This is a genomic window from Variovorax sp. VaC1, assembly GCF_043658315.1.
GTDB lineage: Bacteria > Pseudomonadota > Gammaproteobacteria > Burkholderiales > Burkholderiaceae_C > Variovorax.
In genome coordinates this window covers 834959-860734 of record NZ_JBIGLT010000003.1, presented here as the reverse complement: position 1 = coordinate 860734, position 25776 = coordinate 834959, and the positions used below count along the sequence as shown (strand labels likewise).

Below are 25776 nucleotides of genomic sequence, written 5' to 3'. Positions count from 1 at the left end.
CCCGCGCAAAGGCAGAATGGAAAAAACCAACGGACGCTCATGACCACATCGACACCTGAAGCCGCCCGCGCCTACGCCATCGAGATGCATGGGGACCAGAAGTACGGCGTGCATCCGTACGTGCATCACCTCGACGCCGTGGCCGCCCTGCTGCAACCGTATGGAAAGCAGGCGCAGGTCATCGGCTTTTTGCACGACGTGGTCGAGGACACCGACGCCACGGTGTCGGACGTGCAGGAGCGCTTCGGCGACCTGGTGGCGCGGTGCGTTTCGCTACTGACCGATGCGCCCGGCGCCAACCGCAAGGAGCGCAAGGCCAAGACCTATGCGGCGTTGGCCCTGGTGACCGGTGACGAAGAACTGGCCCTGGTGGTCAAGGCCGCCGACCGGCTGGCCAATGTGCGTGCCTGCGTGGCCGATGGGCATCGCGCGCTATGGGACACCTATCACGGCGAGCACCCGACCTTCAGGACCGCCGCGTTCCGCGCGGGGCTGTGCGATCCGCTGTGGGCGGAGCTGGACACCCTGCTCTCGCCTGCGCACATGCCCTCGGCCTAGGCTTTGCCGCACGGGCTCGAAAACACCATCACCCCGTCATCCACCGCCCCGAAGCGCAGACTCATCAGGTCACGCGCGTAGTTCTGGTACAGCCGCCACGGCGCGCGCGAGCCCTGCTTGGGAAACTTGCCGATCGAGCGCTGCACATAGCCCGAAGAAAAATCGAGCCAGGGCTCGGCCACCAATGCCGGGTCGGTGTTGCGCGGCGTGCATTGCCGCCAGCCGTGCCTGTCCATGTGGTTGAGCACGCGGCAGACGTACTCGCAGGTCAGGTCGCACTTCAAGGTCCACGAGGCATTCGTGTAGCCGAACGACGACGCCAGGTTCGGCACGTCGCTGTACATCATTCCCTTGTAGTTGAAGGTCGCGGCCGGATCGACGGGCACGCCATCGATGTCGAGCGCGATGCCGCCCAGCACCTGCAGGTCGAGCCCGGTGGCGGTGACGATCAGGTCGGCATCGAGTTCCTGGCCCGACTTCAGCCGGATGCCGCGCGGCGTGAAGGTGTCGATGTGGTCCGTCACCATCGACGCGCGGCCGGCATTGAGCGCCGCGAACAGGTCGCCATCGGGCACGAGGCACAGCCGCTGGTCCCACGGGTTGTAGCGCGGCGTGAAGTGCGTGGCGATGTCGTAGTCGGGCCCGAGGGCCTGCCGCACGCCGCCCAGAATCATCTGCTTCGCGCGCTCCGGCCTGCGCCGCGAGAGGCGGAAGAACAGCATGCTCAGCAGCACGTTCTTCCAGCGCGTGATGCCGTACGCGAGCCGGTCCGGCAGGTGGCGCCGCAGCCGGTTGGCAATCGGGTCTTCGGCCGGCCGCGACACCACGTAGGTGGGCGAGCGCTGCAGCAGCGTGACGTGCCCGGCGGTCTTCGCCATCTCGGGCACCAGCGTCATCGCGGTGGCGCCGCTGCCGATCACGACCACGCGCTTGCCTGCGTAGTCGAGGTCTTCGGGCCAGTGCTGCGGATGGACGATGTGGCCGGTGAAGTCGGCCGTGCCCGCAAAGTCGGGCGTGTAGCCGGCCGTGTAGTTGTAGTAGCCGCTGCACATGAAGAGAAAGTTGCAACTCATGCGGACTGGCTCGCGTTCGGGGCCGCGCTCCACGTCCACCCACCATCGCGCCTCGGCCGTGGACCACGAGGCACGCACCACGCGATGGTTGAAGCGGATCTTCGCGTCGATGCCATGGTCCTTCGCGGTCTCGCGCACGTACTTCAGGATCGACGGGCCATCGGCAATCGCCTTGGCCTGCGTCCACGGCCGGAACGAATAGCCCAGCGTGTACATGTCCGAATCCGAACGGATGCCCGGATAGCGGAACAGGTCCCAGGTGCCCCCGCTACGCTCGCGCCCTTCGAGGATCGCGTAGCTGCGGCCAGGGCAATTCACCTGGAGGTGGTAGGCGGCGCCGATGCCCGAGAGGCCGGCGCCGACGATCAGGACGTCGAGGTGTTGTTCCATGGTGCCGGCTGTTTCTCCGTCAAGAGGAATGAATGCCGCCGAGCCTCAGATCGATCTTGGCATCCGTGAAACACGACTTGAATTTCGAGAAGTAGTCAGCGTCCCCCGTGATACTTTGAAGAGTTTCGGCAAAGCGTTCTTCGTTCGGAATATGGATCGTGATGCCCCTCAAGTCATTGCACTTGAGCACGTCGTAGAAGGCATCGAGATTCGTGCCAGCATATCCCTTGTGTCCGAACAATTGCTCCCCCAGGTAGCAATAGAAGTCGTCCTCTGACGCGAGTCCTTCGGGAGCGAGGACGATGCTGTTCGTCACAGGCGTCTGACGCCATTCGTCAGGGCCGGCAAGCGTCCTGCAAGCTCGAAACCACGAGTCCCTGTAGATCACATCGAGATCACGCCAATTCAGCACGACACCATCGGACCACGCTTCCAATATCTGGAGCACCAGAAGATCCGAACGGCCAACGTCAACCAGATAGACCTGATGCGACGTGGCCTTGAACACCAGCTTCCTGCAATGGATGTATGCCGCATCCACGCAATGTCCCGCGATCATCTGAGAAATCGAATAGACAGTGTTCTCTTTCAGGGACGAAGACTCAAGGCCGTCATCAAGACCTCTCAACGTGAGGAGGAAGGCACCTTCCCTCTGTTCTTCGTCGGTACGGAGCGTTGGCAGGCCGTCCAGCCGCTGGACGATGTACGGTGTATCTGCGCTGTCGATTGCGTTGTTCTCTATGACAAATTCTCTGTGCTTCATGAACTGACTGATTCTGTCTTTTGGATTGAAGGACTCCCGGCGGCTGGCCCACCTCGGATCATCCGCCACGCACTCACCGCACTGAGCACCGCCAGCCCGGCACTCAGCAGCATCACCCACCGAAAGCCCGCCACGAACGATTCGGCCACGGCGTGCTTGACGGCGGCTGCCGTCGCGGCATCGACACCCGGCGGCATCGCCGCACCGGCCAGCTTGCTGCGCTCGCCTTCCAGGAATGCCGCCACCTGCGCCGACGCGCCCATCTCGCGCAGGTTGTGCGCCAGCGCTGCGTCGAAGGCCCAGGCCATGACCGCGCCGAACACCGCGATCGCCAGCACGGCGGCCGCGCGCGACACCGCGTTGTTCACGCCCGAGGCCACGCCCGCCATCTCGGGCCCGACCGCATTCATGACGGTGGTGGTGAGCGGCGCCACCGTCACCGTCATGCCGAAGCCCAGCACCACCACCGCGGGCAGGAAGCCGCTCCAGTAGCTCGCGCCCACGCCCGGCAATGCGAACAACGCAAAGCCCACGGCCGCGATGGAAGGCCCGACGACCAGCGGCATGCGCGGCCCGAAGCGGTCGACCAGCTGCCCGGCCCAGCCCGACAGCGCGAACATGATGAAGATGAACGGCAGCAGCGCCGCACCCGCCACCGTCGCCGAGTAACCCTGCACCTGGATCATGTTGAGCGGAAAGAAATACAGCCCGCCGCCCAGCGCGGCGTAGAGCAGCAGCGTCAGCAGATTCGCACCGCTGAAGTTGCCGATGCGCAGCAGGCCCAGTGGCAGCATCGGCGTGCGGGCCTTGCGCTCGACCGCGATGAAACCCGCGCTCCCGACGATACCGATGCCCAGCGCCGCGAGCACGGCCGGCGAGTTCCAATGCTGCGTGGGCGCCTCGATGAAGGCATAGACGATGCCGCCCAGCGCGGCCGTGGCCAGCAGCGCGCCCCACAGGTCGAGGCCGCCGCGTGCCGAGGCGCCCCGGCTCTCGGGCACGTGCCGCCACACGATCCACAGCACCAGCAGCGCCATCGGCACGTTGATGAGAAAGGCCCAGGTCCACGAGAAGTGATCGACCAGGAAGCCGCCCAGCACCGGCCCCACGGCCGCCGTGATGCCGCTGAAGCCCGACCACGTACCGATGGCCTTGCCCCGCTCTTTCTCGGGAAAGGCGGCGCTGATGAGCGCCAGGCTCCCCGGCACCAGCAACGCGCCGCCGATGCCCTGCGCCGCACGCGCGGCGATGAGCTGGTGGACGGTGGCCGAGAGCGCGCAGGCCACGGACGACAAGGCGAAGATGCCGACGCCGATGGCGAAGATGCGCCGGCGCCCGTAGTGGTCGCCCAGCGCGCCGCCCACCAGCAGCAACGCGGCGAGCAACAAGGCATACGACTCGACCACCCATTGCGCCTGGAAGGCCGTGGCGTGCAGGTCGGACTGAATGGCCGGCAATGCGACGTTGACCACCGTGCCATCGATGAAGGCCATGCTCGAGCCGACGATGGCCGCGGCCAACACCCAGGGCTTCGAGGCGTCGGGGCAGGCGCTTTCTTGCGGCCCGGCAGCATGCAGGATCAGCGTGTCGTCGCAGGGCGCCTTGCCGATCTGTGCCATGGTTGCCGGGCTCCGATCTATTCGGTTTCGGTCTGGCCCCTTCCCCCTCTGGGGGAAGGTTGGGATGGGGGCATCGTCCAAATGGGCGCTGTGCATCGTTGCGCGCCGTCGTGCCCCCATCCCTGCCCTCCCCCAGAGGGGGAGGGAGAAAGAAACATCAGCGCAGTCAGAGCGCGCATGCCGTGGCGGCCGGATTGGCTTGCGCTGTGCTCACGCTGCGGGCCATCGCCGCAGCGGCCGCAGCGGTCACACGCTGGGCGCCCTGCGCCACCGCATCCATGCCACCGCCCACGGCCTCGCCGAGCCGCAGCTGGCAGATCAGCGTGCGCGCCTCGTCGGAGCGCCGCAGCGTCCAGCTGAAATCGGCATCGACGCGGCCACCATCGACGGCATCGAACTGGCGCAGCTGCACGGCGATGCGCCAGACCGGCTGCGAGGTCTGCCGGCCGCCCTTGGTCACGTCGAGCGCGCCGAGCCGTCCGGCAATGCCGGCCGAGAGCGCATCGCGCAACTCGTTCTCGAAGGACGAGGCCCAGCGGTGCTGCTCCAGCACCTCGACCTGCACGCTGCCGTTGGGCTGGCGCACCACCATCTGCGGCCGCGCGAGCCGCTCGGGCACGGCCACCGGTGCCAGCTCGATGTAGAGCGGCTTGGCGCTGGCCAGCGTCGATGGCGCAGCGTCGGCGGCAGCCACCGGGCTGGCGAGCGTGTAGTAGCTGTCGGGCTTGCTCGCGCAGCCCGCGAGTGCGGTCAACGCGACCACGCCGACGCCGGCGAGCGTGGGTTTTCCGAAGGCGTTTCCGAATGCGAAGGTCTTCTTCATTTCTTGTCGTCCGGTTTGCCGCGCAGCAGCGACTCGGGATGGCGTTCGAGGTAGTCGGTCAGGATGCGCACAGAGCCTGCGGCGCGCGTCAGCTCGCGCAGCGTCTGGCGCATGTCCTGCTGCAGCGGCGAATCGTCGGCCAGCGTGCGTTCGGCCGTGTTGACGGTCTTGCGCACGTCCTTCATGGCGGCGGCCAGCTCGGGCGTCACGTCGCTGTTGATGCGGTTGACGGTCTGCTCGGTGGCGGTCAGCGTCTTGTTGAGCGTGGCGAGCGTCGTGCGCAGGTCGCCCGCGATCTGCTCGTAGGGCACCTTGTTGAGCTTGGTCGCGATTTCCTGCACCTGCGACTGGATCTCGTCGAGGCTGTTCGCCACCGTGGGCAGCTCGATCGGGTTCTTCGTCACGTCGACCTTGACCGGCGGCGCCTTCGGGAAGAAGTCGAGCGCCACGTAGACCTGCCCGGTCAGCAGGTTGCCGTTGCGCAGCTGGGCGCGCAAGCCCTTCTCGGCCAGGAAGCGCAATCGCTCCTGTTGTGTCGAGCGCGACTCGGTGCCGGTGGCGTTGCCCTCGCGGCGCCGCAGGCGGTCGGGGTAGACCTGCACCAGCACCGGCATGCGGAACTCGCGCTCGGCGCGGTCGAACTCGACGCCGATGGACTTCACCTCGCCGATCACCACGCCGCGGAAGTCCACCGGTGCGCCCGGCGTGAGGCCGCGCAGCGACTGGTTGAAGTACATCAGCAGCGTCTGCGAAGGACCGTCGGGCTCCTTCATGGCCGCGGCCTCGTCCTGCGCCAGCGTGAACGAGGCATTCGCCTTGGCCAGCGGGCCCATCGCGTCGTCGGGCGCCTGGAAGGCGATGCCGCCGAGCAGGATGGTCGCCAGCGACTGCGTGCGCAGCGTGAAGCCGCTGGCGCTGAGTTGCGCGTCGATGCCGCTGGCCTGCCAGAAGCGCGTGTTCATGCCGACGAACTTGTCGTACGGCGCATTGATGAAGACGCGGATCGTCACGCCGCGCCCGTCGCCATCGAGTTCGTAGGCGGCCACCTGCCCGACCTTGACGCGCCGGAAGTACACCGGCGAGCCCACGTCGAGCGAGCCGATGTCATTGGCACGCAACAAAAACTGCTGGCCCGAGTCGTCGCTCGTGACGATGGGCGGTGTTTCGAGCCCGGTGAATTCGCCCGAGGTTTCTTTCGACACGCCCGCGTCGGCGCCGATGTAAGCGCCCGAGAGCAAGGTGCCCAGGCCCGAGATGCCCGAGGTGTCGAGCCGCGGCCGCACCACCCAGAAGCGCGAGTCTTCGGCGGTGAAGCCTTCGGCGTCCTTGTTGAACTGCACCAGCACGCGCACGTGCGAGCGGTCGCGTGCCAGCCGCAGGTGCGTGACGAGGCCGATCTGCACGTCCTTGTACTTGACGGCGGTCTTGCCGGCCTCCAGGCCTTCGGCCGTCTTGAAGGTCAGCACGACCTCGGGGCCGCGCTCCATCAGGATGCGGGCCACCAGCGTGATGCCGACCAGCGCCGCCACGATGGGAATGAGCCAGATCAGCGAGGGCAGCCACTCGCGCCGCCGCGCCACGCGCGGCCGGGGCAGCGCGGGCGGCACGGGCGGCGCCGGTTTGTCCTGGGGTTGCGATTCGTCTTCACTCATGCTGGTTTCTCATCCCTGTTGTCCTGTCCCTGTGCAATGGCTGCGGCCTGCGCTTCGAGCGCCTGTTCTTCCTTGCTGTCCCACGTGAGCTTCGGATCGAAGCTCAGCGAAGCCAGCATGGTCAGCACCACGACCGAGCCGAACGCCGCGATGCCCACGCCCGCCGTGATGACGGCAAACCCCTGGATCTGCACCAGCCCGGTCAGCAGCGACACCACGAACACGTCGAGCATCGACCAGCGGCCGATGATCTCGATGATGTGATAAAGCTTGGCCCGCTCTTGCCGGCGCCAGGTGCTGCCGCGCTGCGCCAGCACCACCAGCAAGAACAAGACCGCCAATTTGAACAGCGGCACCAGAAAGCTGGCAATGAAGACGATGGCCGCAAGCCCGTAGGCCCCGGAGACCCAGAAATAGATCACGCCACTCAAAATGGTGTCGTACTGCGCGCCGAACAGCGTGCGCGTGATCATCACCGGCAGCAGGTTCGCGGGGATGTACATCACGCAGGCCGCGATCAGGAAGGCCCAGGTGCGGTTCAGGCTTTGCTGCTTGCGGCCATGCAGGTGCGTGCCGCAGCGGCCGCAGGCGTCGCCCTCTTCGGCGTCGCGCCAGACGGTTCCGCAATGCGGGCAGGCCAGCAGGCCGAGCGAGGCGGCCGTGGCCACTGGTGCGGCGCCCTCGCCTGCGTCGTCGTGGCCGGGCGCCTCGCGCGACATGCGGGTGAACAGTGAACTCATGCCGGCGTCTCCGGCTCGCCGCGCGGGCGAAAGGCCATTTCCCAGAATGCACCGGGGTTGAAAGACAGCACCGATGTCAGCGTGACCGTGAGCGCCACGAAGGCCCACAGCGCCGGCCCTGGCACCACCGTCGCCATGCTCGAAAGCTTGACGATGGCCACCAGCACGCCGAGCAGAAACACCTCGATCATTCCCCAGGGCCGCAGCGACTGCATCGACCGCACCAGCAACGCAAAGCCCAGCGGACGGTGCTCGCGACTCAGCGGAACCAGCAGGTAGGCCAGGATGCACAGCTGCAGCAGCGGAAAAAGAATGGTCGTGGCCAGCACCAGCAAGGCCACCACCGACATGCCCTCGGCGCTCAATGCCACCACTGCGCCGGCCAGCGTGGTCTGGCTGCGCAGGCCCTGCAGCTCGATCTCGACGATGGGAAAGAGGTTGGCGATGGCGAACATGATCAGGCTCGCCACCGTCAGCGGCAGGATGCGCTGCTGCTGCGAACCGGTGTGCCTGTCGAGCTCGGTGCCGCAACGCGAGCAATGCGCCACGTCGCGCGGACGCAGCGGCGTGCGGGCATAGACCGCATCGCAACCCGGGCAAACCACTGTGTCAGGTACTTCCTTCATAGGTCAGCACCCTAACTCATTCAGGCGGCGTGGCTTGTCGTCTTGAGGCGCAGCGTGCTGAAGACTGCGGCCACCGCGGCACAACTTGCCGCCAGCACCAGGGCCACCACCGGCCCATGCCCGCCATGCGGGCTCCAGAGGCTGAACACCGCCGCGAGCACCACCGCGCCCAGCGTCTGCCCGGTCAGCCGGGCCGTGCCCAGCATGCCGCTGGCCGCACCACTGCGGTGCGCCGGTGGCGACGTGACGATGGTGTGGTTGTTGGGCGACTGGAACAGCCCGAAGCCCAGCCCGCACAGCGCCATGCGCCAGGCGATGTCCGCATTGCCCGGGTGCGCGGGCAGTGCCGCCAGCAGCGCGAGCCCGGTGGCCAGCAGCGCCAGCCCGATGCCGCCGAGCAGCCCGTCGGGGTAGCGGCCGATCAGCCGCCCGGCGATGGGCGCGATCACCACGATGGCGAGCGGCCACGCGGTGATCAGCAAGCCGGCTTCGATGTGGCTGCGGCCATACACGTCGAGCAGCAGGAAAGGCAGCGCGATGTAGGCCAGCATCTGCGCGCAGAACGCGGCGACCGAGGTGCCCATCGACAGCGCGAACACCGGAATGCGCAACAGGTCGATGGGGAAAAGCGGCACCGCCTGCTTGCGCTGGCGCCGCAGGTAGACAAAGCCCACCACCAGCCCGGCCAGCAGAATGCCCCAGGCCGAGGCCTGCGAACCGCCCGCCTCCACCGCGCCTTCGCGCACGCCGAGGCGGTCGACGCCCAGAAACACCAGCGAGAACATCAGCACGTTGAGCGCCACATCGACCGGAGAAAACCGCAGCCCGGCCGCCGGCGCCACGCGATTGAACGGCAGCGCCTTCATGCCCAGCACGAAGGTGATGATGCCCAGCGGCACGTTGATGGCAAAGAGCCAGGGCCACGAGGCCACCGAAAGGATGGCCGCCGCCACCGACGGCCCGGCCACCGACGACGTGGCCACCACCAGCGAATTGATCGCCATGCCCTTGCCCAGTTGCGACGAGGGATAGGTCAGCCGCACCAGCGCCGCGTTCACGCTCATGATGCCCGCCGCCCCCAGCCCCTGGAAGGCGCGCGCCGCGATCAGCGTGCCCAGCGAATTGGCGAAGGTCGCGGCCAGCGAAGACAGCGTGAACACCGCCATGCCCACGAGATACACGCGCCGGTAGCCCACCAGGTCGCCCAGCGAGGCCAGCGGAAGCAGCATCACCAGCGTGGCGATCTGGTAGGCGTTGACCACCCAGATCGCCTGCGACGGGCTGGCCTGCAGCTCACGTGCGATGCCGGGCAGCGCGAGGTTGACGATGGTGCCGTCGAGCACCGCCACGATCAGCCCGAGGATGATGACCAGCATCGCCCAGCCCCGCTCGGGCGATGCCAGCCCGTCGATGGGCTGGCGGTGAGAAGAGTCTTCGGCCACCGGTCGTGCGGCGCCTGCGGATGCGGTGTTCATCAGGCTCGTTGCGCCTCCTGCGCGGCTTCGGCGCGCGTGCCGCCCAGCGTGAGCCAGGTCAGCACCAGCGCGATGAGCGCGCCGGCGGCCATGCCGGCCACCATCGGCAGCGGACGGCCATCGGTGAAGAGGCCGACCACCGCCATGGCCAGCGCACCGGTCAGCATCTGCAGCGTGCCCAGCAGCGCCGAGGCGGTGCCGGCAATGGCACCGTGCATTTCTAGCGCGAGCACGCCGGTGGTGGGAATCACGAGGCCCATGAAGCCGGACGCGATGAAGTACAGGACGATCAGCACCCAGATGTTGTCGCCGCCCGTCGCGAAGTAGATGAACATCGCGACCATGGCCACGCCGCAGCACACCACGCCGAACTTGACGAGGTTGACCAGCCCGAAGCGCTCGCCCAGCGTCCCGGTGAATTGCGAGGCCGCGATGAAGGCCGCCGCATTCACGCCGAAGGCCACGCTGTACATGGCGGGCGACAGGCCGTAGTGGTCGATCATCACGAACGACGAATTGGCCAGGTAGGTGAAGAAGCCCGCCATCGCGAAGCTGCCGATGAAGACCAGCCCGAGGTAATGCCAGTCGCGCAGCAGCAGCCAGTAGGCGGCAAGCGCGCTGCCCAGGCTGCTTTCGACACGCTCCGAGGCGGGGCGCGTTTCGTCGAGCAGCTTGACCATCATCGCCAGGCCCGCCACCGCCGCGATGGTCACGGCCCAGAACACGCCGCGCCAGCCGGCGAATGCGATCACGAGGCTGCCCGCGAGCGGCGCCAGGATCGGCGACACGCTGAACACCAGCATCAGCAGCGACATCAGCCGCGCGGCATCGGTGCCGGTGTGCAGGTCGCGCACCACCGCGCGCGGAATCGCCATGCCGGCCGCCGCGCCCAGACCTTGGACGAAGCGCAGCACGATCAATGTCTGGATGTCGGTTGCCAGCGCGCAGCCCACGCTGGCCAGCGCGAAGAGCACGAGGCCCGCATACAGCGGCGGCTTGCGGCCGACCATGTCGGAGATCGGCCCATACAGCAACTGGCCCGCGCCCAGCGAAAGAAAGAAGGCCGTGAGGCTCATCTGCACCGCGCCGATGTCGGCTTGCAGGCTCTGCCCGATGGCAGGGAGCGCCGGCAGGTACATGTCGATGGCGAATGGCCCGATAGCCGAAAGCAGGCCCAGCAGCAGGGCCATCTTGAAGAAAGGAGAAGAACGCATTGGACCGATTGTCGCCAAGGGCGGCAATCGGTGCAGGCGTGGGGTCGGGCACCCGGCAGTCAGGCGCCGATGCTAATTCTGGGCAAAGAAACGGTTGGCCGGGCGCGGCAGGCCGAGGTTTTCGCGCAGGGTACGACCTTCGTATTCACGCCGGAAAATGCCGCGCCGTTGCAGCTCGGGCACCACCTTGTCGACGAAGGCATCGAGCCCGCCGGGCAGCCACGGGAACATCACGTTGAAGCCGTCGCAGCCTTCGCTGTCGAGCCATTCCTGCATCTCGTCGGCAATGCTCTGCGGCGTGCCGACGAAGGCCAGCCCGCCGTAGCCGCCCAGCCGCTGGGCCAGTTGGCGCACGGTGAGCTTCTCGCTGCGGGCCAGCTCGACCACGCGGGCGCGGCCGCTCTGGCTGGCGTTGGTCTCGGGCACTTCGGGCAGCGGGCCGTCGGGGTCGAACTTCGAGGCATCGTGGCCGAGGGCGATGGACAGCGAGGCGATGGCGCTGTCGTAGTGCACGAGGCTGTCGAGCCTTGCGCGAATGGCGCGCGCTTCTTCCAGTGTGTCGCCGACCACGACGAAGGCGGCCGGCAATATCTTCAGGTGGTCCGGCTCGCGGCCAATCGCGCGCATGCGGCCCTTGATGTCGGCATACAGGCTGCGCGCCGCGGCCAGCGTGCCCGGCGCGGCGAACACAGCCTCGGCCGTTTCGGCCGCGAGCTGCCGCCCTGCTTCCGAGGCACCGGCCTGCACGATCAGCGGCCAGCCCTGCGCCGGCCGCGCGATGTGCAGCGGGCCGCGCACCGACAGGTGCTTGCCCTTGTGGTTCAGCACATGCAGCTTGGCCGGGTCGAAGAAGCGGCCGCTTTCGGCATCGCGCTCGAAGGCATCGTCGGCCCAGCTGTCCCACAGGCCGGTGACCACGTCGTAGAACTCGCGGGCGCGCACATAGCGCTCGTCGTGTTCCATATGGTCGTCGCGGCCGAAGTTCAGCGCGGCGTCGGGGTTGGAGGTGGTCACGATGTTCCAGCCGGCGCGGCCTTCGCTCAGGTGGTCGAGCGATGCGAAGCGGCGCGCCACGTGGAACGGCTCGTCGAAGGTGGTCGAGGCCGTCGCCACCAGGCCAAGGTGCTTCGTGTGCTGCGCCAGCGCCGACAGCAACGTGAAAGGCTCGAACGACGTGACCGTGTGGCTGCGCTGCAGGGCCTCGATCGGCATGTTCAGCACGGCCAGGTGATCGGCCATGAAGAAGGCGTCGAAGCGGCCGCGCTCCAGCGTCTGCGCCAATTGCTTCAGGCGTTCGAAGTTGAAGTTGGCGTCGCGCCAGGCACCCGGATAGCGCCATGCGCCGGTGTGGATACTGACCGGCCGCATGAACGCGCCCAGCCGCAGCTGCTTGCCGGCGCTCATTTGCCGGCGGGCCAGAACACCAGCGCGCGCAATTCGATGCTGCGGCGCGGCGGCGCCTCGGGCGCGCCGTTCGGGTCTTCGAAGGCGGTGTGCGCGGTGAAGCGTGCGGTGCCGTCCTCGCGCGAGTCGTAGATTTTCAGCAGCAGCGCCTCGTCGGGCCGCAGCCGCGGGAACCAGTACCAGCTGTGGTTCGGGTTGTAGGTGAACGAATAGGTTTCGCCCACCTTGTCGGGGTAGACGAGATCGCTCGGCACCATGTCCTCGAAGGCGATGGAACGTGCATCGCACAGCGCCAGCGGCAGCCGCTCGACCGTGGCCAGCGGCCGCCACAGGTTGATGATGGCAAAGCGCTGCTTCAGGCGCGCCTCGGCCTCTTCGGGTGGCAGGTGGTCGCGCACGCGGCGTGGCGCGGAAACGAAAGTCTGGTCGTTGTGCACGCGCCGCACCGGCTCGCGCAGTTCGGCCGTGCGGCGCGAACCTTGCGCGCTGTCGCGCAGCGTGTGGTCGAACACCACGATTTTTTCGGCACCCGTGATGTCGCGCAGCAGGGCCTCGGACTCGCGGTAGTAGATGTCGCGAATGGTCGCCTCGTGCGAAAAATCGGCCACCACGCTGCGGTGCGAAATCTGCGTGAAGCCGCTGCGGTCGAGCGACAGCTCGTTCAGCGCCACCAGCGGCCGGCCGTCGCGAATGCTCACGCGGTGCGGCTCCAGCGTGCCGGTGACCCACGGCACACCGGGCGGCGGCTCGAAGGTGTAGCTGACGGGCCGGCCCTCGCCGGCCTTGAGGTAATTGACCTCTGCCTCCACCGAAGGCAGCGTTGCCGCCAGCATCTGGCCATTCGATCCGACGCTCATGCAGCGTGTCTCCTCAAAACGGTTCCTTGAACGGGCGCAGGTCGAGTTCCTGCGTCCACGCGCTGCGGTGCTGCACGTGCAGCTGCCAGTAGCTTTCGGCGATGGCCTCGAGCTGCAGCAGCCCGTCGTCGCCGGCTTGTGCCACCCGTTGTGGCGCGTTGTTGCGCAGGCGTTCGCCGTCGATGCCGCCATCGATCACCACGTGCGCCACATGAATGCCCTGCGGGCCGAACTCGCGCGCCAGGCTCTGGCTCAGCGAGCGCAGGCTGGCCTTGGCCGCGGCGAAGGCCGCGAACGGCGGCTTGCCGCGCAGTGCGGCCGTGGCACCGGTGAACAACAGGGTGCCCCGCCCTTTCGCGCCATCGGCCTCGAAGGTGTTGGCCAGCAGGCCGCGCAATGCCTCGCGGCCGAAGACGAAACCGCCCAGCGCGCTGGTGCGCCAGGCCTGCGTGAACTGGTCGACCGAGATGTCGAGCGTCGGCGCCCGCACCGCGCTCGCGGCATTGAAGATCGCCACCGTGAGCGGGCCCAGCACCCGCACCCGCTGCGCGATGCCGTGGATCTCGGCCTCGCTCGCCACGTCGCCTGCGAAGGCGTGGGCACGGCCACCGGCCGCTTCGATCTCGGTGGCCACCGCCTGCAGTTGCGCCTGCGTGCGGCCGGTCAATGCGACGACAAAACCTTCGGCCGCAAAGCGCCGCGCGAGTGCGGCGCCGAGCCCGGCACTGGCCCCCACACCCGCGATCCATGCGACAGGCGAAGGCGAAGAAGAAACCGGGGGAGTGACGGAGGCGACAGTCATAAGTGAGCACGGAGGCTATACCTGCGCTTCGGGGCGTGGAACGACAGAAAGGCGATAACCTTATTTGCCCATAGGTCGGTGCGCAACCCCGCTTGACGCCCACCTTGCTTCGCGCCATGCGCGATGCGCTTCGCAATCCCTTCGCAATCGCGCCAACGCCCGCTACCCTATCGCCTTCCCGGACCGCTCGAACAACAAAGCACAGCAGTTGCCTTCCAGGAGAAGTGAACCCATGGCCCCCGCTCAAACGATTCGCGCCGACCTGTTGCGCGTGTTCTTCCTGACGCTCGTGTCGCTCTTCGCCATTCCGGCGGCGACGCTGCTGTTTACCGAATACGCGTTGCGCTCGCAGGACACGACCTTCCTGCAGTCGATCGAAAGACGCATCGCCGCCGACACCCGCCTGTCCGCCAGCGACAAGGCCGAGACCACGGCGTTCTACCGGAGCCATCCGCTTTCAAAGGCCTGCGATGCCACCGCCGCCGAGGACAAGGACTTCCACGACAAGGTCTGCAGCCCCTACTCGATGCAGTGGCAGTTCCACTGGGCCGACCGCGCCGCCATCTGGACGATCGTGCTCGGCGCGGCGCTGCTCGCGGCGGCGCTGGTGCTGGGCGCGCTGGCCTTTGCCAACCGCGGCCTGCGCTATGCGAGCTTCGTTGCCGGCTGGCGGCTGATGACGGTGTCGAGCGCGGTCGAGGTCGTGCTGCAGGGCGCGATGGTGGTGTGGCTGTCGTTCTGGCTCACCGCCTATTTCTGGCACAGCTACTACATCAAGCTGATCGCCATCGCGGGCATCGCGGCCGCGGCGGCCGTGTTCTATGCGGTCTACACGCTGTTCAAGACGCTGCCCTCGGGTAACGAGATCGAGGGCGAGCTGATCGCCGAAGCCGATGCCCCGCGCCTGTGGGAACGCATCCGCCAGCTGGCCGGCCGCGTGCAGACCGCGCCGCCCGACCAGATCGTGGCCGGCATCGACACCAACTTCTTCGTGACCGAGGCGCCCTGCGAAGTGCGCGGGCAGACGCTGAACGGCCGCACGCTGTTCGTCAGCATTCCGCTGCTGCGCGTGCTCGACCAGACCGAGGCCGACGCGGTGCTGGCGCACGAGCTGGCCCACCTGGGCGGCGGCGACACGCGCAGCAGCGCGGCGCTCGGCCCCAAGCTGCTGCAGTTCGACCAGTACACCTGGAAGATGCGCGGCGCCGGCCTGACCATCGTGGCGCACTACCTCCTGCGCCTGTACCGCATGATCTTTGCGTTTGCCCTGGCGCGCGACAGCCGCGAGCGCGAGTACAAGGCCGACCGCGTGGCTGCGGGCCTTACGGCACCGAGCGCCATCGTGCAATCGCTCATCAAGATTTCGGCGTACGCCAGCTACCGCAACGACGTCGAGCAGAAGCTGTTCGAGCAGAACCGCCAGCACGACGGCGCGCTGGGCATCGCTGGCTTCGTGGCGGCCGGGCTGCCGCCGTATGCGAGCTCCGATGCTTTCATCGAAGCCATGAAGACCGCTGACGTGCCGCACCCCTACGACAGCCATCCGCCGTTGCTCGAGCGCATGCGCAACGTCGGCCACCACGTGCCCGAGAGCGCCTATGGCGCCATCGTCGCGACCGCGCCGCAGGCCTCGTGGGCCGACTTCATCGAAACCGCCGCCGCCATCGAGCAGCGCATGTGGAGCGAGTACGAGCAGCGCTTCGTCGAGAACCACGAACTCAGCCTCGCCTACCGCTATGAACCCGCCACCGAAGAAGAGCGTGCCGTGGTGCTGCGCCACTTTCCGCCGATCGGCTTCGCGCTGAAGAACGGCAACCGCATCGACATCAGCTATAGCGGCCTCCACCCGAGCGCCGAGGGTGCATCGCCGATTCCGTGGGACGAGGTCAAGGGCCTGACCTACAAGGACAGCAGCTTCGGCGACACGCTGATCGTCACCCACCCCGACAAGCGCAAGCTCGGCGGGGCACGCACCACCAAGGTCAAGCTGGGCGGACTGGGCAAGCAGAAAGAACACTTCAAGGCCGCGGTCGGCCACTACTGGCAACGGCACCAGATCATGAGAGCGCAGCAGCAACAACAACACCACCAGCAGCAGGAGCAGGAACAACCAGCACTTCAGTAGCACCGCGCGGCGGCAACGGCCGCCCTCCCCCGCATCCGATACAGCTCCACAAAAACCAATCCACACAACACCGGAGACACCATGAATCCCATCGAACAGAGAACCATCTCGAAGATCAGCTGGCGGCTGTTGCCGCTCCTGATGGTCAGCTACTTCATCGCCTACCTCGACCGCGTGAACCTCGGCTTTGCCGGGGCCTCCATGTCGAAGGACCTGGGCTTCAGCGCCGCCGTGTTCGGCAGCGCGGCGGGCATCTTCTTTCTGGCCTACTTCCTGTTCGAGGTGCCGAGCAACATGGCGCTGGAGCGCTTCGGCGCACGCCGCTGGATCGCCCGCATCATGTTCAGCTGGGGCGTCCTGTCGGCCGCGCAGGCATGGGTGGGCGGCTCGACCAGCTTCAACGTCGTGCGCTTCCTGCTCGGCATTGCCGAGGCGGGGTTCTTTCCGGGCGTGATCTTCTACATCACGCTGTGGTTTCCGGCGGCGTACCGCGCGCGCATCGTGGGCTGGTTCATGTTCGCGATTCCGATTTCGACCGTCATCGGCTCGCCGATCTCGGGCTACATCCTGAACATGGACGGCATCGGCGGCATGCACGGCTGGCAGTGGCTGTTCATCCTGGAGGCGCTGCCTTCGCTGATCCTGACCTTCGTCGTGCTGATGTACCTGCCCGACGGCCCGAAGGATGCCAAGTGGCTCAGCGACGAAGAGCGCAACTGGCTGCAGCAGACGCTGGACGCCGAGCGCCGCAACCGCGAGTCGATCCACAAGATTTCGTGGAAACAGTCGCTGCTGAACCCGCGCGTGATCGGGCTGGGCTTCGTCTACATGGGCATCACCGTGCCGCTGTACGGCCTGAGCTTCTTCCTGCCGCAGATCATCAAGGGCTTTGGCGGGCTGAGCAATGTGGAGATCGGCTTCATCAACGCTTTTCCGTACCTGGTCGGCGCCATCGCCATGCTGTTCTGGACGCGTGCCTCCGACGCGCGCAAGGAGCGCAAGTGGTTCCTGCTGATTCCGCTGGCCTGCATCTTCATCGGCCTCGTGCTGGCCGCGCAGATCAGCGCGCCGGTTCCCAAGATGGCCGCTGTGACGCTCGCCGCCTTCGGCATCTTCAGTGCGCTGCCCACCTTCTGGACCCTGCCGACCGCCCTGCTGAGCGGTACGGCCGCGGCGGCGGGCATTGCGTGGATCAACTCCATCGGCAACCTCGGCGGCTACATCGGCCCGACCATCTTCGGCGCGCTGAAGGACCGCATGGGCAACGACCTGTATGCGGTGATCTTCCTGGCGCTGCTGTCGGTGGTGGCCTTTGCGCTGGTGCTCATCATCGGGCACGACGCGCGCACCGAGCAGGCCGTGGAACCGGGCCGGGCCTGAGCCCGGAACGGCCGCCCCAGTCGCCCCGGCTCTTTACCAAATGACGGCCTTCCGGATGTCATCCGAAAGCACTCCCGGCTCGTTGGGTGAGTGCGCCTGAAAGACGCATCCATCCTTGATGTCATTGCTTAGAAAGACCACCATGAAAACCAAGCAAATCATTTTTTCCGGCATCCTCGCGTTTGCCGGCCTGGCCTTGCTGGCCCCTGGCATCGCCTCGGCAGCACCCCGTCACCCGCAAAAGCACAAGGTGTGCAAGTGGGACGCTCGCCATCACCACCGCGTGTGCCACTGGGTGCGCTGATCCCCTCATGAAAAAGCCCGCGCATGCGGGCTTTTTTACGCCTGCTCGAAGCAGCGGGTCAGCATCCGGTCAGTACAGCGTCGCGCGCTGCCTTGCTGGCAATTCGCGGTCGTAGGTTGCGCCATCGAATGCCGATTCGGTCAGCGCCGAAAGAATCGCGCCGGGCGTGGGCACCTCGCGCTTTGCATCCGCCGGCAGCGGCGCCCACAGCCTCGAACGCTGGATCGCACGGGCGCACTGGAAGAACACCGTCTCGACCCGGACTTCGATCACGCATTGGGGCGGCTTGCCCTCCATCGCGAAGCGCGCCAGCAAGGCCGGCTCGACGGTGATGCGTGCGGTGCCGTTCACGCGCAGCGTCTCGCCCACTCCCGGAATCAGGAACAGCAGCGCCACGCGCGGATCGGCCACGATGTTGCGCAGGCTGTCGATGCGGTTGTTGCCACGGCGCTCGGGCATCAGCAGGGTCTTCTCGTCCTGCACGGCCACGAAGCCCGGTGGGTCGCCGCGCGGCGAGGCATCGAGGCCGCCCGGGCCGAGGGTCGCGAGCACCACAAAGGGCGACGCAGCAATCAGCGCCTGGTAGGCCGGGTGCAGGTACGGCACCTCTTTCTTGAGCGAGGCCTCACCGGGCACGCCGAACAGGGCTTCGAGCTGGGCCACGGTGTCGATGGTGTGGGACGAGGTCATCGGCAGTTGTTCCTGGGTAAGTGAATGCGAGGATGTGTGAATGCGCGTAGGCGGAAAGGAGGATTGTTCTTCAACCCGCCGTCCGCGCCGTCTCGGCCATGGGCGACGAATTCCAGCCGCAGGCCAGCGCCATCAGCGCGAGCAGCAGCGCGGCAATGCCGTAGATCCACGGCGGCGAAGCGATCGGCAGCAGCAGCCCCGCCAGCAAGGGCCCGGTGCCGGCGCCGATGTCGCGCCACACCGAGCGCGCGGCCAGCGCCTGCACGCGCTCCGGCCCCGGTGTGCGCCTTGCCACGATGGGCGGCAGCAAAGGCAGCTGCAGCGCGCGCAGCACCACGATCAGGGCCGCGCAACTCCAGAGCCAGCCGAGGCCGAAGCCCACGAGCGCAATGGCCGTCACGAGCGACAGGCTCACCAGCAGCCGCTCGGCGCCGAAGCGCTCGGCCATGTGGCCGCCGACCGGGCTCAACAAGATTTCCGCGAGGTAGCGCAACGCCATCAGCACGCCCGCCACGATCACCGCACCGCCCGGCATCAGGTCCTTGCCCAGGTACGAGAGGCCGACGATAAAGAGACCGTCGAGCGCCAGCCCTTCCATGAACGACCAGCCATCGAGGCTGTTGGGCCACTTGAAGCGCCGCGTCGGCTTGCCGGCCGCATGCGGCGCCGACGGCAGCCGCCGCGTGACGAACCACGCCAGCAACGAGAACACCGCGAGGATGCCGAAGATCACGCGCGGCCCGTACGCATGCGCCAGCAACGCGCCCAACGGCAGCGCCAGCACCGGCCCCATCGCGATGAAGGCCCGCGAGCGCCCGTTGCGCCGCGCAGCGCCGATCGGGTCGGCCGTGGCCAGCGCCTGCGTCGACAGATTGAGCGCCGCGAAGCACAGGCCCCATGTCAGCCGCAGCGGCAGCAGCGCCCAGAAGCCCGACAGCGTGGCGTAGCCGATACCGCAGACCGCGGCCGCGAGCACGGCGATCGTGCAGGTCAGCCGGTCGCCATTGCGGGCGTAGAAGCGCGCGACCCAGCCGTAGCCGGCGATGCGCACCAGCCGGTTGGCCGCCAGCAGCATGCCGGCTTCGACCAGCGTCACGCCGAACTGGCTGGCATACATCGGCAGCAGCAGATAGAGCACCACATCGGCCGGCAGCGACAGGCCGAGCGCCATCGCCGCATGGCGCGAATTCAGGTCGGTGGAGTTGGGGTTCGGGGCTGGTGAAGAGAGGGACATCGAGCCCCGATGGTGCGCCGCCGCAACGCCCGCCGACAAACGACATTAACGCCCCGCATGCATGAGAAAATCGCACGCATGCCGCTTCGAGAGCCTCCCCTCAACGCCGTGCGCGCCTTTGCCGCCGCGGCCCGCCACCTGAGCTTCACGCGCGCGGCGCTGGAGCTTCATGTCACGCACAGCGCGGTGAGCCGGCAGATCAAGAGCCTCGAAGCCTTCCTGGGCGTGGCGCTGTTCGAGCGCCGTATCCGGCAGGTTGTGCTGACCGCCGAGGGCCAGCAGTTCTTTGCCGACGTGGGCCCCGCGCTCGCGCAGATCGCATCGGCCGCGCGTGCGTTGCAGGCACAGGGGCCGGCGCGCGCGGTGCGCATCAACGTGCGGCCGTCCTTCGCGGTCCGCTGGCTCATTCCGCGCCTGCCTTCGTTCGTCGAGCGCTACCCCGACATCGAGCCGCAGGTCATCACCAGCACCGTCATGCCCGAGCAGGCGCTCGACAGCTTCGACATCGCGGTGCGCCGTGGCCTGGACGGCTGGCCGCCGTCCATCAAGGTTCGGCCCTTTCTTGAAGACGAAGTGCTGGTGGTCGGCGCGCCAGCGCTGTTCAAGGCGCATCCGCTGTCCGATTTGCGCGCGCTCGCATCGCATGTGCTGTTGTCCGCAAAGACGCGCAAGGAAGACTGGGACGCCTGGAAGAAGCAGGTCGGTGCACCGCGCACACGGCCCGCGGGCCGGCTGCAATTCGATCACTTGCACTTCGTGCTGCAGGCTGCGGTCGATGGCCTGGGCATTGCGCTGGCACCGACTTCGCTGGTCGCGCACGACCTCGCATCGGGCCGGCTGCAATCGCCGTTGCCCACCTCGCGCATGACGCTCGATCGCTATTACTACGGTCTTGCGCCGGATGCGGCGCCCGAGGCGCAGTACGTCGCTGAATGGTTCGAGGACATGTTGGCGGGGCACGCGTGATGCGCCTGATTGATGTGGGCGCCATCGACCAAGGCCGGACCTCGATGAGCAATGCAGAATGCCGATCAGGGCTGACCAACACCCGAGGAGGCAACGATGTCGAGTGCGTTCCGCAGAACCATCGCGGTCGCGATGTGCGCAGTCGTAGCGAGCGCAGCCACAGCGCAAACCAATGACCCGGCCGCGGTCTCCACGCGAGCGCGACTCGCGTCTTCGTTTGAAGAACCTGGCGGCAAGCTCTACGTGCGATTGAAGCTGTTGCCCAGATCCAAGGTTCCCTTCACCACACAGACCTTCAGGCTGCTCGACCGGTCGTTGACGGCCGATATTCCGGAAGGCTCTTGGGTAAGGTTCACCTCGAAGCATCTGGATGGTGAGAACACGCTGACATCGATTCGTGTCGTGCCCGAGTGCAAGCGATTTCAGCCATGTGACTGAAGTCGGCCAGTACCGGAGGTTCGGCACGACGGTCCAGCTTCTTGCCAGAGCCGCCTCGGACGCATCAAAGCTGATGGCAGAGCAACCGCGAGCCACCAAAAGGCCTTGACCCTCTCGTAACGGCACGGTCTAGGATGCCTTCAACTTGAGAGGGAAGGCATGTTTCTGAGGATTGGTGAACTGGCCCGGCGCACCGGGCTGACCGTGCGCGCATTGCGGCACTATGACGACATCGCCCTGCTGGTGCCGTCCGAAAGGTCCAGTGGCGGCTACCGCCTGTACGGGCGGAAAGACGTGGCGCGGCTTTACCGCATTCAGGCATTGCGGCGGCTCGACCTCTCGCTCGCCGACATACAAGGCCTGCTCGACAACGCGGCCGGCGGCATTGCGGAAATCGTGGCGCAGCAGGTGGCGCAACTCGACCGCGAGATCCTGCAAGCGTCGGCGCTGCGCACCCATCTGCTCGCGGTGCAGGGCCAGTTGCAGGCCAGCGAAGAACCCGGCATCGACGACTGGCTTCTCGCACTCGAAAACATGGTCGCGGGTTCGAAGTACTTCAACGACGACGAACAACGCACGCTCAAGACGCAACGCGACGGTTTCACTGACGCCACGGCGCCCGAGCGCGCCGAGTTGTCGGCGTGGCTGCATCGCCTGGTCTCCGCGGGCGTATCGCCCGAGAGCCCGCAAGCGCAGGCCCTGGCGCGACGTTGGATTGAGCTGCTGCTCGAAGAAGCCGGCGGCGACGAAGGTCTGCTGATGAAGCTCTACGCCATGCACTGGAACGAGCCGTCGCTCCACGCGCTGACCGGTGTGGACCGCGCAGGCATCCGCTACATCTCGCACGCGATGGCCTTCGCGCGCCTCCAGCTCTACGCGCCCTACTGCAGCGCCCGCGACATGGCCAAGTTGCGCCAGCACTACGTCGCGCAGACCGATGCGTGGCCGCCGCTCATCGCCGAGGTGCGGCAACAGATGTTGGCGGGCACCCCCATCGATGACGAAGCCATGCGTGCGCTGGCGCAGCGCTGGCATGAGCTATCGCTCGCCAAGGCCGGCGGCGATGCCGCGCTGCACGCGAAGCTGCAGCACGCGTTTCATCACGATCCGGCGCTGCGGGTTGGCTCAGGCATCGACGAGACATTGGCCGCCTACGTCGGGCAAGCCATCGCGCGCCTGAACGGCACATCGACCGCCTGAATGAATTCCAAAGGCTTTACGTGAACGCAGAAACACAGACCAACCCTCACTTCTTCACCGGCAACTACGCACCGCTCACCGAGGAGCACGACATTGCGCAGCTCCACATCGAAGGCACGATGCCGCCCGGGCTGTCGGGCAGCCTGTACCGTGTCGGCCCAAGCCCGCAGTACGCGCCGCGCGACAACAACTACCACTGGTTCTCCGGCGACGGCATGGTGCATGCCTTCCACATCGACAAGGGCAGCGTGTCGTACAGCAACCGTTGGGCGCGCACGCCGAAATGGCAGCTCGAACATGAAGCCGGGCGCGCACTCTTCGGCACCTTCGGCAACCCCGCCACCAGCGACCCGCTGGCGCATGGCCGCAACGGTGGCACGGCCAACACCAGCATGCTGTGGCATGGCGACCGGTTGTTCGCCCTCGAAGAGTCGCATCAACCCTTTGAGCTCGACGCCTGCACGCTGGCTTCCAAAGGGCATCAGAGCTTTGGCGACCGTGTGAGCTCGCGCTGCACCGCGCACCCGAAGGTGGACCCCGAGAGCGGCGAACTGCACTTCTTTGCCTACTCGCCCGACGGCCCTTGTTCGCCGACCATGCTCTATGGCGTGATGGACAAGCACTGCGAGGTCACGCGGCTCGAGTCATTCAAGGCGCCCTACGCCAGCATGGCGCACGACTTCATGGTGACGCGCGGGCATGTGCTCTTTCCCATCACGCCGCTGACGCTCAGTGTCGAGCGCGCGATGCGCGGCAAGCCACTGCTGGCCTGGGACGCCGCCCTGCGGACTCATGTTGGCGTGATGCAGCGCGGCGGCACGGCAGACACACTGCGCTGGTTCGACGCCGACCCCTGCCATGTGTTCCATGTGATGAATGCCTGGGACGACGGCACCACCGTCGTGGCCTATGTGATGCAGTCGGAAACAGCGCCCGGACTGCCCGATGCCGAAGGCCTTGCCGGTGACCCCGACGCCATGGCTGCGCGCCTGTGTCGCTGGACGTTCGACTTGAGCGGTACAGGCACAGGATTTCGGCGCGAGTACCTCGACGACCTGGTGGCGGAGTTTCCACGCATCGACGAACGCTACATGGGCCGGCGCAACCGCTACGGCTTCTACACCTGCCATGCGACGGCGCGCGCAAGGGATGACTCGGAAAGCGTGCTCTACGACAGCCTCGCCCGTTTCGATTTCGACACCGGCGAACGCAGCATGCACACGCTGCCGCATGGAGACGTGGTGTCCGAGCCGGTGTTCGTGCCGCGCGCCACCGATGCGGCCGAGGGCGACGGCTGGCTGCTTGCCGTGGCCTGGCGTGAACAGGAAAAACGCAGCGACCTGCTGGTGTTCGATGCAATGGACCTGGCAGCGGGACCGGTTGCGGTCGCCCGCCTGCCGCACCGCGTACCGTTCGGCTTCCATGGAACCTGGCGACCTGCGCGCGCTTGACCCTTTCGGGCCACCGGCCAGTGACCGCTTTCAAGAGGATCGAGCAGCAGAAATCGGCTCGAGGTTCTTTCGCGCGACCGGATACAGTCGACCAGAATCAGACCTTCACCAACACGAACCGCACTCTCTCAACGTAAGAAGGAGCCCTTCATGGCCGAGACAACCAAGGTAAAAGGACCCGCCTCATACTTTCCCTCCATCGAGAAGACCTACGCCCAGCCGATCGCGCATTGGATGGCGATTCTTGAGAAGGCGGGGCCGCTGAAGCATATGGAGCTTGTGAATCAGCTCAAGACCCAACACAAGATTGGTCATGGGCATGCGAACGCCTTGGTTGCTTCGTTTCTTGCGAAGAAGTAGCGCTCGTCAAACGAGGCAAGAGCGTATGTCTGCAGTCGGCCAGAACCGGACGCTCGCCAAGATGTTCTGAATCGCTTCGAAGCAGTTATTCACGCAATCGGCGAGATGACCTGAAGAAGTAGTCAACACTCCTATGCGACATATCAGCTATTTCTATATCGAGCCTACGGCAGAGGCGAAATCGACCTTTCCCGAGCTAGCAGGAGCAGGGAGCGCTGAGCTATTGCTTGAAGCGAAGCTAACAAGCAGGTATTGGGCGGATCGCTCAGCATGGCGACCCGGTACTGTTGCGAAAGCAGTCAAGCTGCTCCATGTTGCAGTGATGCGTGAGTATGACTTTCTCTCGCGTGCGGAGGATGCGCAGAAAGTCCTGGGCTCCGATGCCATAAGCATTCAGGTCTTTGATCGTTGGTGGACCCTTCGAGAACTGGACTTTGATGAGCCATCCGAACATTGGGAAGGCTACCTAGCGGCACTCTCGAAAAATATCATTCCAACTGACGATCCACTCGTGGATGAGTGGGTCAAAGAACGCTGTGCCCCGCCTTGATGCATCTTGTACGGCTGTTGGCCAGAACCAGACATTGCCAATGACCTTCCAGCTGCCCGCTGTCTACCGCGCTTTCATCGACACGAACGGTCTATTTGAGGGCTTCGCTGTCTTGTCGGGTGAGGAACACTACGTGATCCTCTGGGGCGAAGACGGGGTCGCCACCGCCGATTCAGAGATGGACATGGACGTGTATGCGCCGGGTTTCGTGGCCTTCGCTGGGAACGGCGGTGGTGAAATCTATGCCTTCGACGCGGTTGGCGCTGTCTTCATGCTTCCGATGATCGGCATGGAGTCAGAAGCGGCAATCAAGGTGGCTGACGACTTCCTCGAGCTTGCGCAGGGTTTTCAGCGGGCGGTGTCGTCGGGCAAGTGACCCTTGAATCCTGCATGCAGCCAGAAGCGGTCTATTGGGAAGAACCATTGAGTCGAGTCGTGGAGCTTCAAAAACATGACTGAAATAGCCGTTTTCTCGGTGTGGGCCAAGATTCGCGCAGACGCTAAGCGAGAGTTTCGGAAGTGGATGGCCACACAGACAGGATGGAGGGAAATCGACGTTCACCGATTGTTTGGCACAGCAATAGATGCTGGTCAGCCGGTTGAACTCTTCCGATCCCTCGGATGGGAGGACGCACACGTTGAGCTTGGAAGACTGCCGGCATTCGTCGAAGCCGGAACCGAGAAACTGACAGTGGCTTCGTTTGCTCCAGGAGAGCAAGCGCCATACTGCGCCGTTCATTCCTTATACACGTGGAACCGAGGATGTCCTGTCTGTGAAGACAACTACATCCATAGGGGTCGAGGCACTGAGTCAGAGCCATACAACGTGCTTTCATGAGTGACCGCTTCAAGGCATGCAATAGCCATTTAGGGCACCTTCGCGATGGCCCTGTGACCGGCTACAGTCGGCCAAGAACGGTCGTTCTAAAGCACGCTCAAACTCGACTCAAGAAACTCTATTTATGGGAAAGCCCTCTCTTGGGCAAAACACCGAGCGCCCGGTGGTGCCGCCCGAGCGGCTATCGGCCGGCTTTCGCCGGCCTACTGTCCTCCGGTCATTTCCACGTTAAATGTCAAGGAGA

Annotated in this window: 25 protein-coding genes; 11 read left to right on the top strand and 14 right to left on the bottom strand. The window is 66.1% G+C overall.

All coding sequences use genetic code 11. The features are described 5' to 3' along the window. Positions 1-39: 39 nt before the first annotated feature. Complete coding sequence (locus ACGLHS_RS16240) at positions 40-558, top strand: HD domain-containing protein (RefSeq protein ID WP_394481186.1); 519 nt, start codon at positions 40-42, stop codon at positions 556-558. Here the strand turns inward: ACGLHS_RS16240 and ACGLHS_RS16235 are convergent. From ACGLHS_RS16235 to ACGLHS_RS16180, 12 genes are all read right to left on the bottom strand, one after another. Beyond that, positions 555-2021: a flavin-containing monooxygenase gene (locus ACGLHS_RS16235; RefSeq protein WP_394481184.1), complete on the bottom strand. Its 1467-nt coding sequence runs from the start codon at positions 2019-2021 to the stop codon at positions 555-557. The genes ACGLHS_RS16240 and ACGLHS_RS16235 overlap by 4 nt on opposite strands. A 19-nt stretch (positions 2022-2040) precedes the next feature. Further along, on the bottom strand, positions 2041-2784 hold the full coding sequence (locus tag ACGLHS_RS16230) for a barstar family protein (RefSeq protein WP_394481182.1): 744 nt from the start codon (positions 2782-2784) through the stop codon (positions 2041-2043). After that, positions 2781-4403 carry an MFS transporter gene (locus tag ACGLHS_RS16225; RefSeq protein ID WP_394481180.1) on the bottom strand — a complete coding sequence of 541 codons (1623 nt, stop codon included), beginning with the start codon at positions 4401-4403 and terminating at the stop codon, positions 2781-2783. Before ACGLHS_RS16225 ends, ACGLHS_RS16230 begins: the two co-directional genes overlap by 4 nt. A gap of 166 nt (positions 4404-4569) precedes the next feature. Beyond that, a complete protein-coding gene (locus ACGLHS_RS16220) occupies positions 4570-5226 on the bottom strand; it encodes a membrane integrity-associated transporter subunit PqiC (RefSeq protein WP_394481178.1) in 657 nt (218 codons plus the stop codon). Then, positions 5223-6878, bottom strand: coding sequence for an intermembrane transport protein PqiB (locus ACGLHS_RS16215; RefSeq protein WP_093240134.1), 1656 nt, complete (start codon positions 6876-6878; stop codon positions 5223-5225). The genes ACGLHS_RS16220 and ACGLHS_RS16215 overlap by 4 nt, the downstream gene beginning before the upstream one ends. Further along, positions 6875-7597, bottom strand: coding sequence for a paraquat-inducible protein A (locus tag ACGLHS_RS16210; protein WP_394481473.1), 723 nt, complete (start codon positions 7595-7597; stop codon positions 6875-6877). The genes ACGLHS_RS16215 and ACGLHS_RS16210 overlap by 4 nt, the downstream gene beginning before the upstream one ends. 17 nt (positions 7598-7614) lie before the next feature. Next, positions 7615-8244, bottom strand: a complete 630-nt coding sequence (locus ACGLHS_RS16205; RefSeq protein WP_093240136.1) for a paraquat-inducible protein A — start codon at positions 8242-8244, stop codon at positions 7615-7617. Between the two features lie 20 nt (positions 8245-8264). Further along, positions 8265-9719 carry an MFS transporter gene (locus tag ACGLHS_RS16200; RefSeq protein WP_394481175.1) on the bottom strand — a complete coding sequence of 485 codons (1455 nt, stop codon included), beginning with the start codon at positions 9717-9719 and terminating at the stop codon, positions 8265-8267. After that, positions 9719-10933, bottom strand: coding sequence for a multidrug effflux MFS transporter (locus ACGLHS_RS16195; RefSeq protein ID WP_176801117.1), 1215 nt, complete (start codon positions 10931-10933; stop codon positions 9719-9721). The genes ACGLHS_RS16200 and ACGLHS_RS16195 overlap by 1 nt, the downstream gene beginning before the upstream one ends. A 72-nt stretch (positions 10934-11005) precedes the next feature. Beyond that, positions 11006-12337, bottom strand: coding sequence for an LLM class flavin-dependent oxidoreductase (locus ACGLHS_RS16190; RefSeq protein ID WP_394481172.1), 1332 nt, complete (start codon positions 12335-12337; stop codon positions 11006-11008). Then, positions 12334-13194, bottom strand: a complete 861-nt coding sequence (locus tag ACGLHS_RS16185; protein WP_394481170.1) for a CmcJ/NvfI family oxidoreductase — start codon at positions 13192-13194, stop codon at positions 12334-12336. Before ACGLHS_RS16185 ends, ACGLHS_RS16190 begins: the two co-directional genes overlap by 4 nt. A 13-nt stretch (positions 13195-13207) precedes the next feature. Beyond that, positions 13208-13996 carry an SDR family NAD(P)-dependent oxidoreductase gene (locus ACGLHS_RS16180; RefSeq protein ID WP_394481168.1) on the bottom strand — a complete coding sequence of 263 codons (789 nt, stop codon included), beginning with the start codon at positions 13994-13996 and terminating at the stop codon, positions 13208-13210. Between the two features lie 232 nt (positions 13997-14228). On the opposite strand from ACGLHS_RS16180, the gene ACGLHS_RS16175 reads away from it, so the two are divergent. The 3 genes from ACGLHS_RS16175 (at position 14229) to ACGLHS_RS16165 (ending at position 17805) form a co-directional block, all read left to right on the top strand. Continuing rightward, positions 14229-16121, top strand: a complete 1893-nt coding sequence (locus ACGLHS_RS16175) for a M48 family metallopeptidase (RefSeq protein WP_394481166.1) — start codon at positions 14229-14231, stop codon at positions 16119-16121. A gap of 81 nt (positions 16122-16202) precedes the next feature. Continuing rightward, on the top strand, positions 16203-17501 hold the full coding sequence (locus tag ACGLHS_RS16170) for an MFS transporter (protein WP_394481164.1): 1299 nt from the start codon (positions 16203-16205) through the stop codon (positions 17499-17501). Positions 17502-17643: 142 nt separating this feature from the next. Beyond that, positions 17644-17805 (top strand): HHHH-motif protein, encoded by a 162-nt coding sequence (locus ACGLHS_RS16165; RefSeq protein WP_394481162.1) that lies wholly within the window; start codon positions 17644-17646, stop codon positions 17803-17805. Positions 17806-17874: 69 nt separating this feature from the next. On the opposite strand, the gene ACGLHS_RS16160 is transcribed toward ACGLHS_RS16165, so the two are convergent. Together ACGLHS_RS16160 and ACGLHS_RS16155 are read right to left on the bottom strand one after the other, a co-directional pair. Then, positions 17875-18495 (bottom strand): pyridoxamine 5'-phosphate oxidase family protein, encoded by a 621-nt coding sequence (locus ACGLHS_RS16160; RefSeq protein WP_394481160.1) that lies wholly within the window; start codon positions 18493-18495, stop codon positions 17875-17877. Between the two features lie 70 nt (positions 18496-18565). After that, positions 18566-19729, bottom strand: a complete 1164-nt coding sequence (locus tag ACGLHS_RS16155) for an MFS transporter (RefSeq protein WP_394481158.1) — start codon at positions 19727-19729, stop codon at positions 18566-18568. Between the two features lie 78 nt (positions 19730-19807). Between ACGLHS_RS16155 and gcvA the strand changes: the two genes are divergently transcribed. The 7 genes from gcvA (at position 19808) to ACGLHS_RS16120 (ending at position 25070) form a co-directional block, all read left to right on the top strand. Continuing rightward, entirely contained in the window at positions 19808-20695 is an 888-nt protein-coding gene (gcvA, locus tag ACGLHS_RS16150; protein WP_394481156.1) for a transcriptional regulator GcvA, read from the top strand. A 96-nt stretch (positions 20696-20791) separates the two neighbouring features. Continuing rightward, positions 20792-21133 (top strand): hypothetical protein, encoded by a 342-nt coding sequence (locus ACGLHS_RS16145; RefSeq protein ID WP_394481154.1) that lies wholly within the window; start codon positions 20792-20794, stop codon positions 21131-21133. 159 nt (positions 21134-21292) lie between these two features. Next, positions 21293-22333 carry a MerR family transcriptional regulator gene (locus tag ACGLHS_RS16140; protein ID WP_394481152.1) on the top strand — a complete coding sequence of 347 codons (1041 nt, stop codon included), beginning with the start codon at positions 21293-21295 and terminating at the stop codon, positions 22331-22333. A gap of 20 nt (positions 22334-22353) precedes the next feature. After that, positions 22354-23784: a carotenoid oxygenase family protein gene (locus ACGLHS_RS16135; protein WP_394481150.1), complete on the top strand. Its 1431-nt coding sequence runs from the start codon at positions 22354-22356 to the stop codon at positions 23782-23784. Positions 23785-23934: 150 nt separating this feature from the next. Beyond that, positions 23935-24144: a DUF4287 domain-containing protein gene (locus ACGLHS_RS16130; RefSeq protein WP_394481148.1), complete on the top strand. Its 210-nt coding sequence runs from the start codon at positions 23935-23937 to the stop codon at positions 24142-24144. 133 nt (positions 24145-24277) lie between these two features. Then, a complete protein-coding gene (locus ACGLHS_RS16125) occupies positions 24278-24694 on the top strand; it encodes a hypothetical protein (protein WP_394481146.1) in 417 nt (138 codons plus the stop codon). 40 nt (positions 24695-24734) lie between these two features. Continuing rightward, a complete protein-coding gene (locus ACGLHS_RS16120; RefSeq protein ID WP_394481144.1) occupies positions 24735-25070 on the top strand; it encodes an SMI1/KNR4 family protein in 336 nt (111 codons plus the stop codon). Positions 25071-25776: the final 706 nt, after the last annotated feature.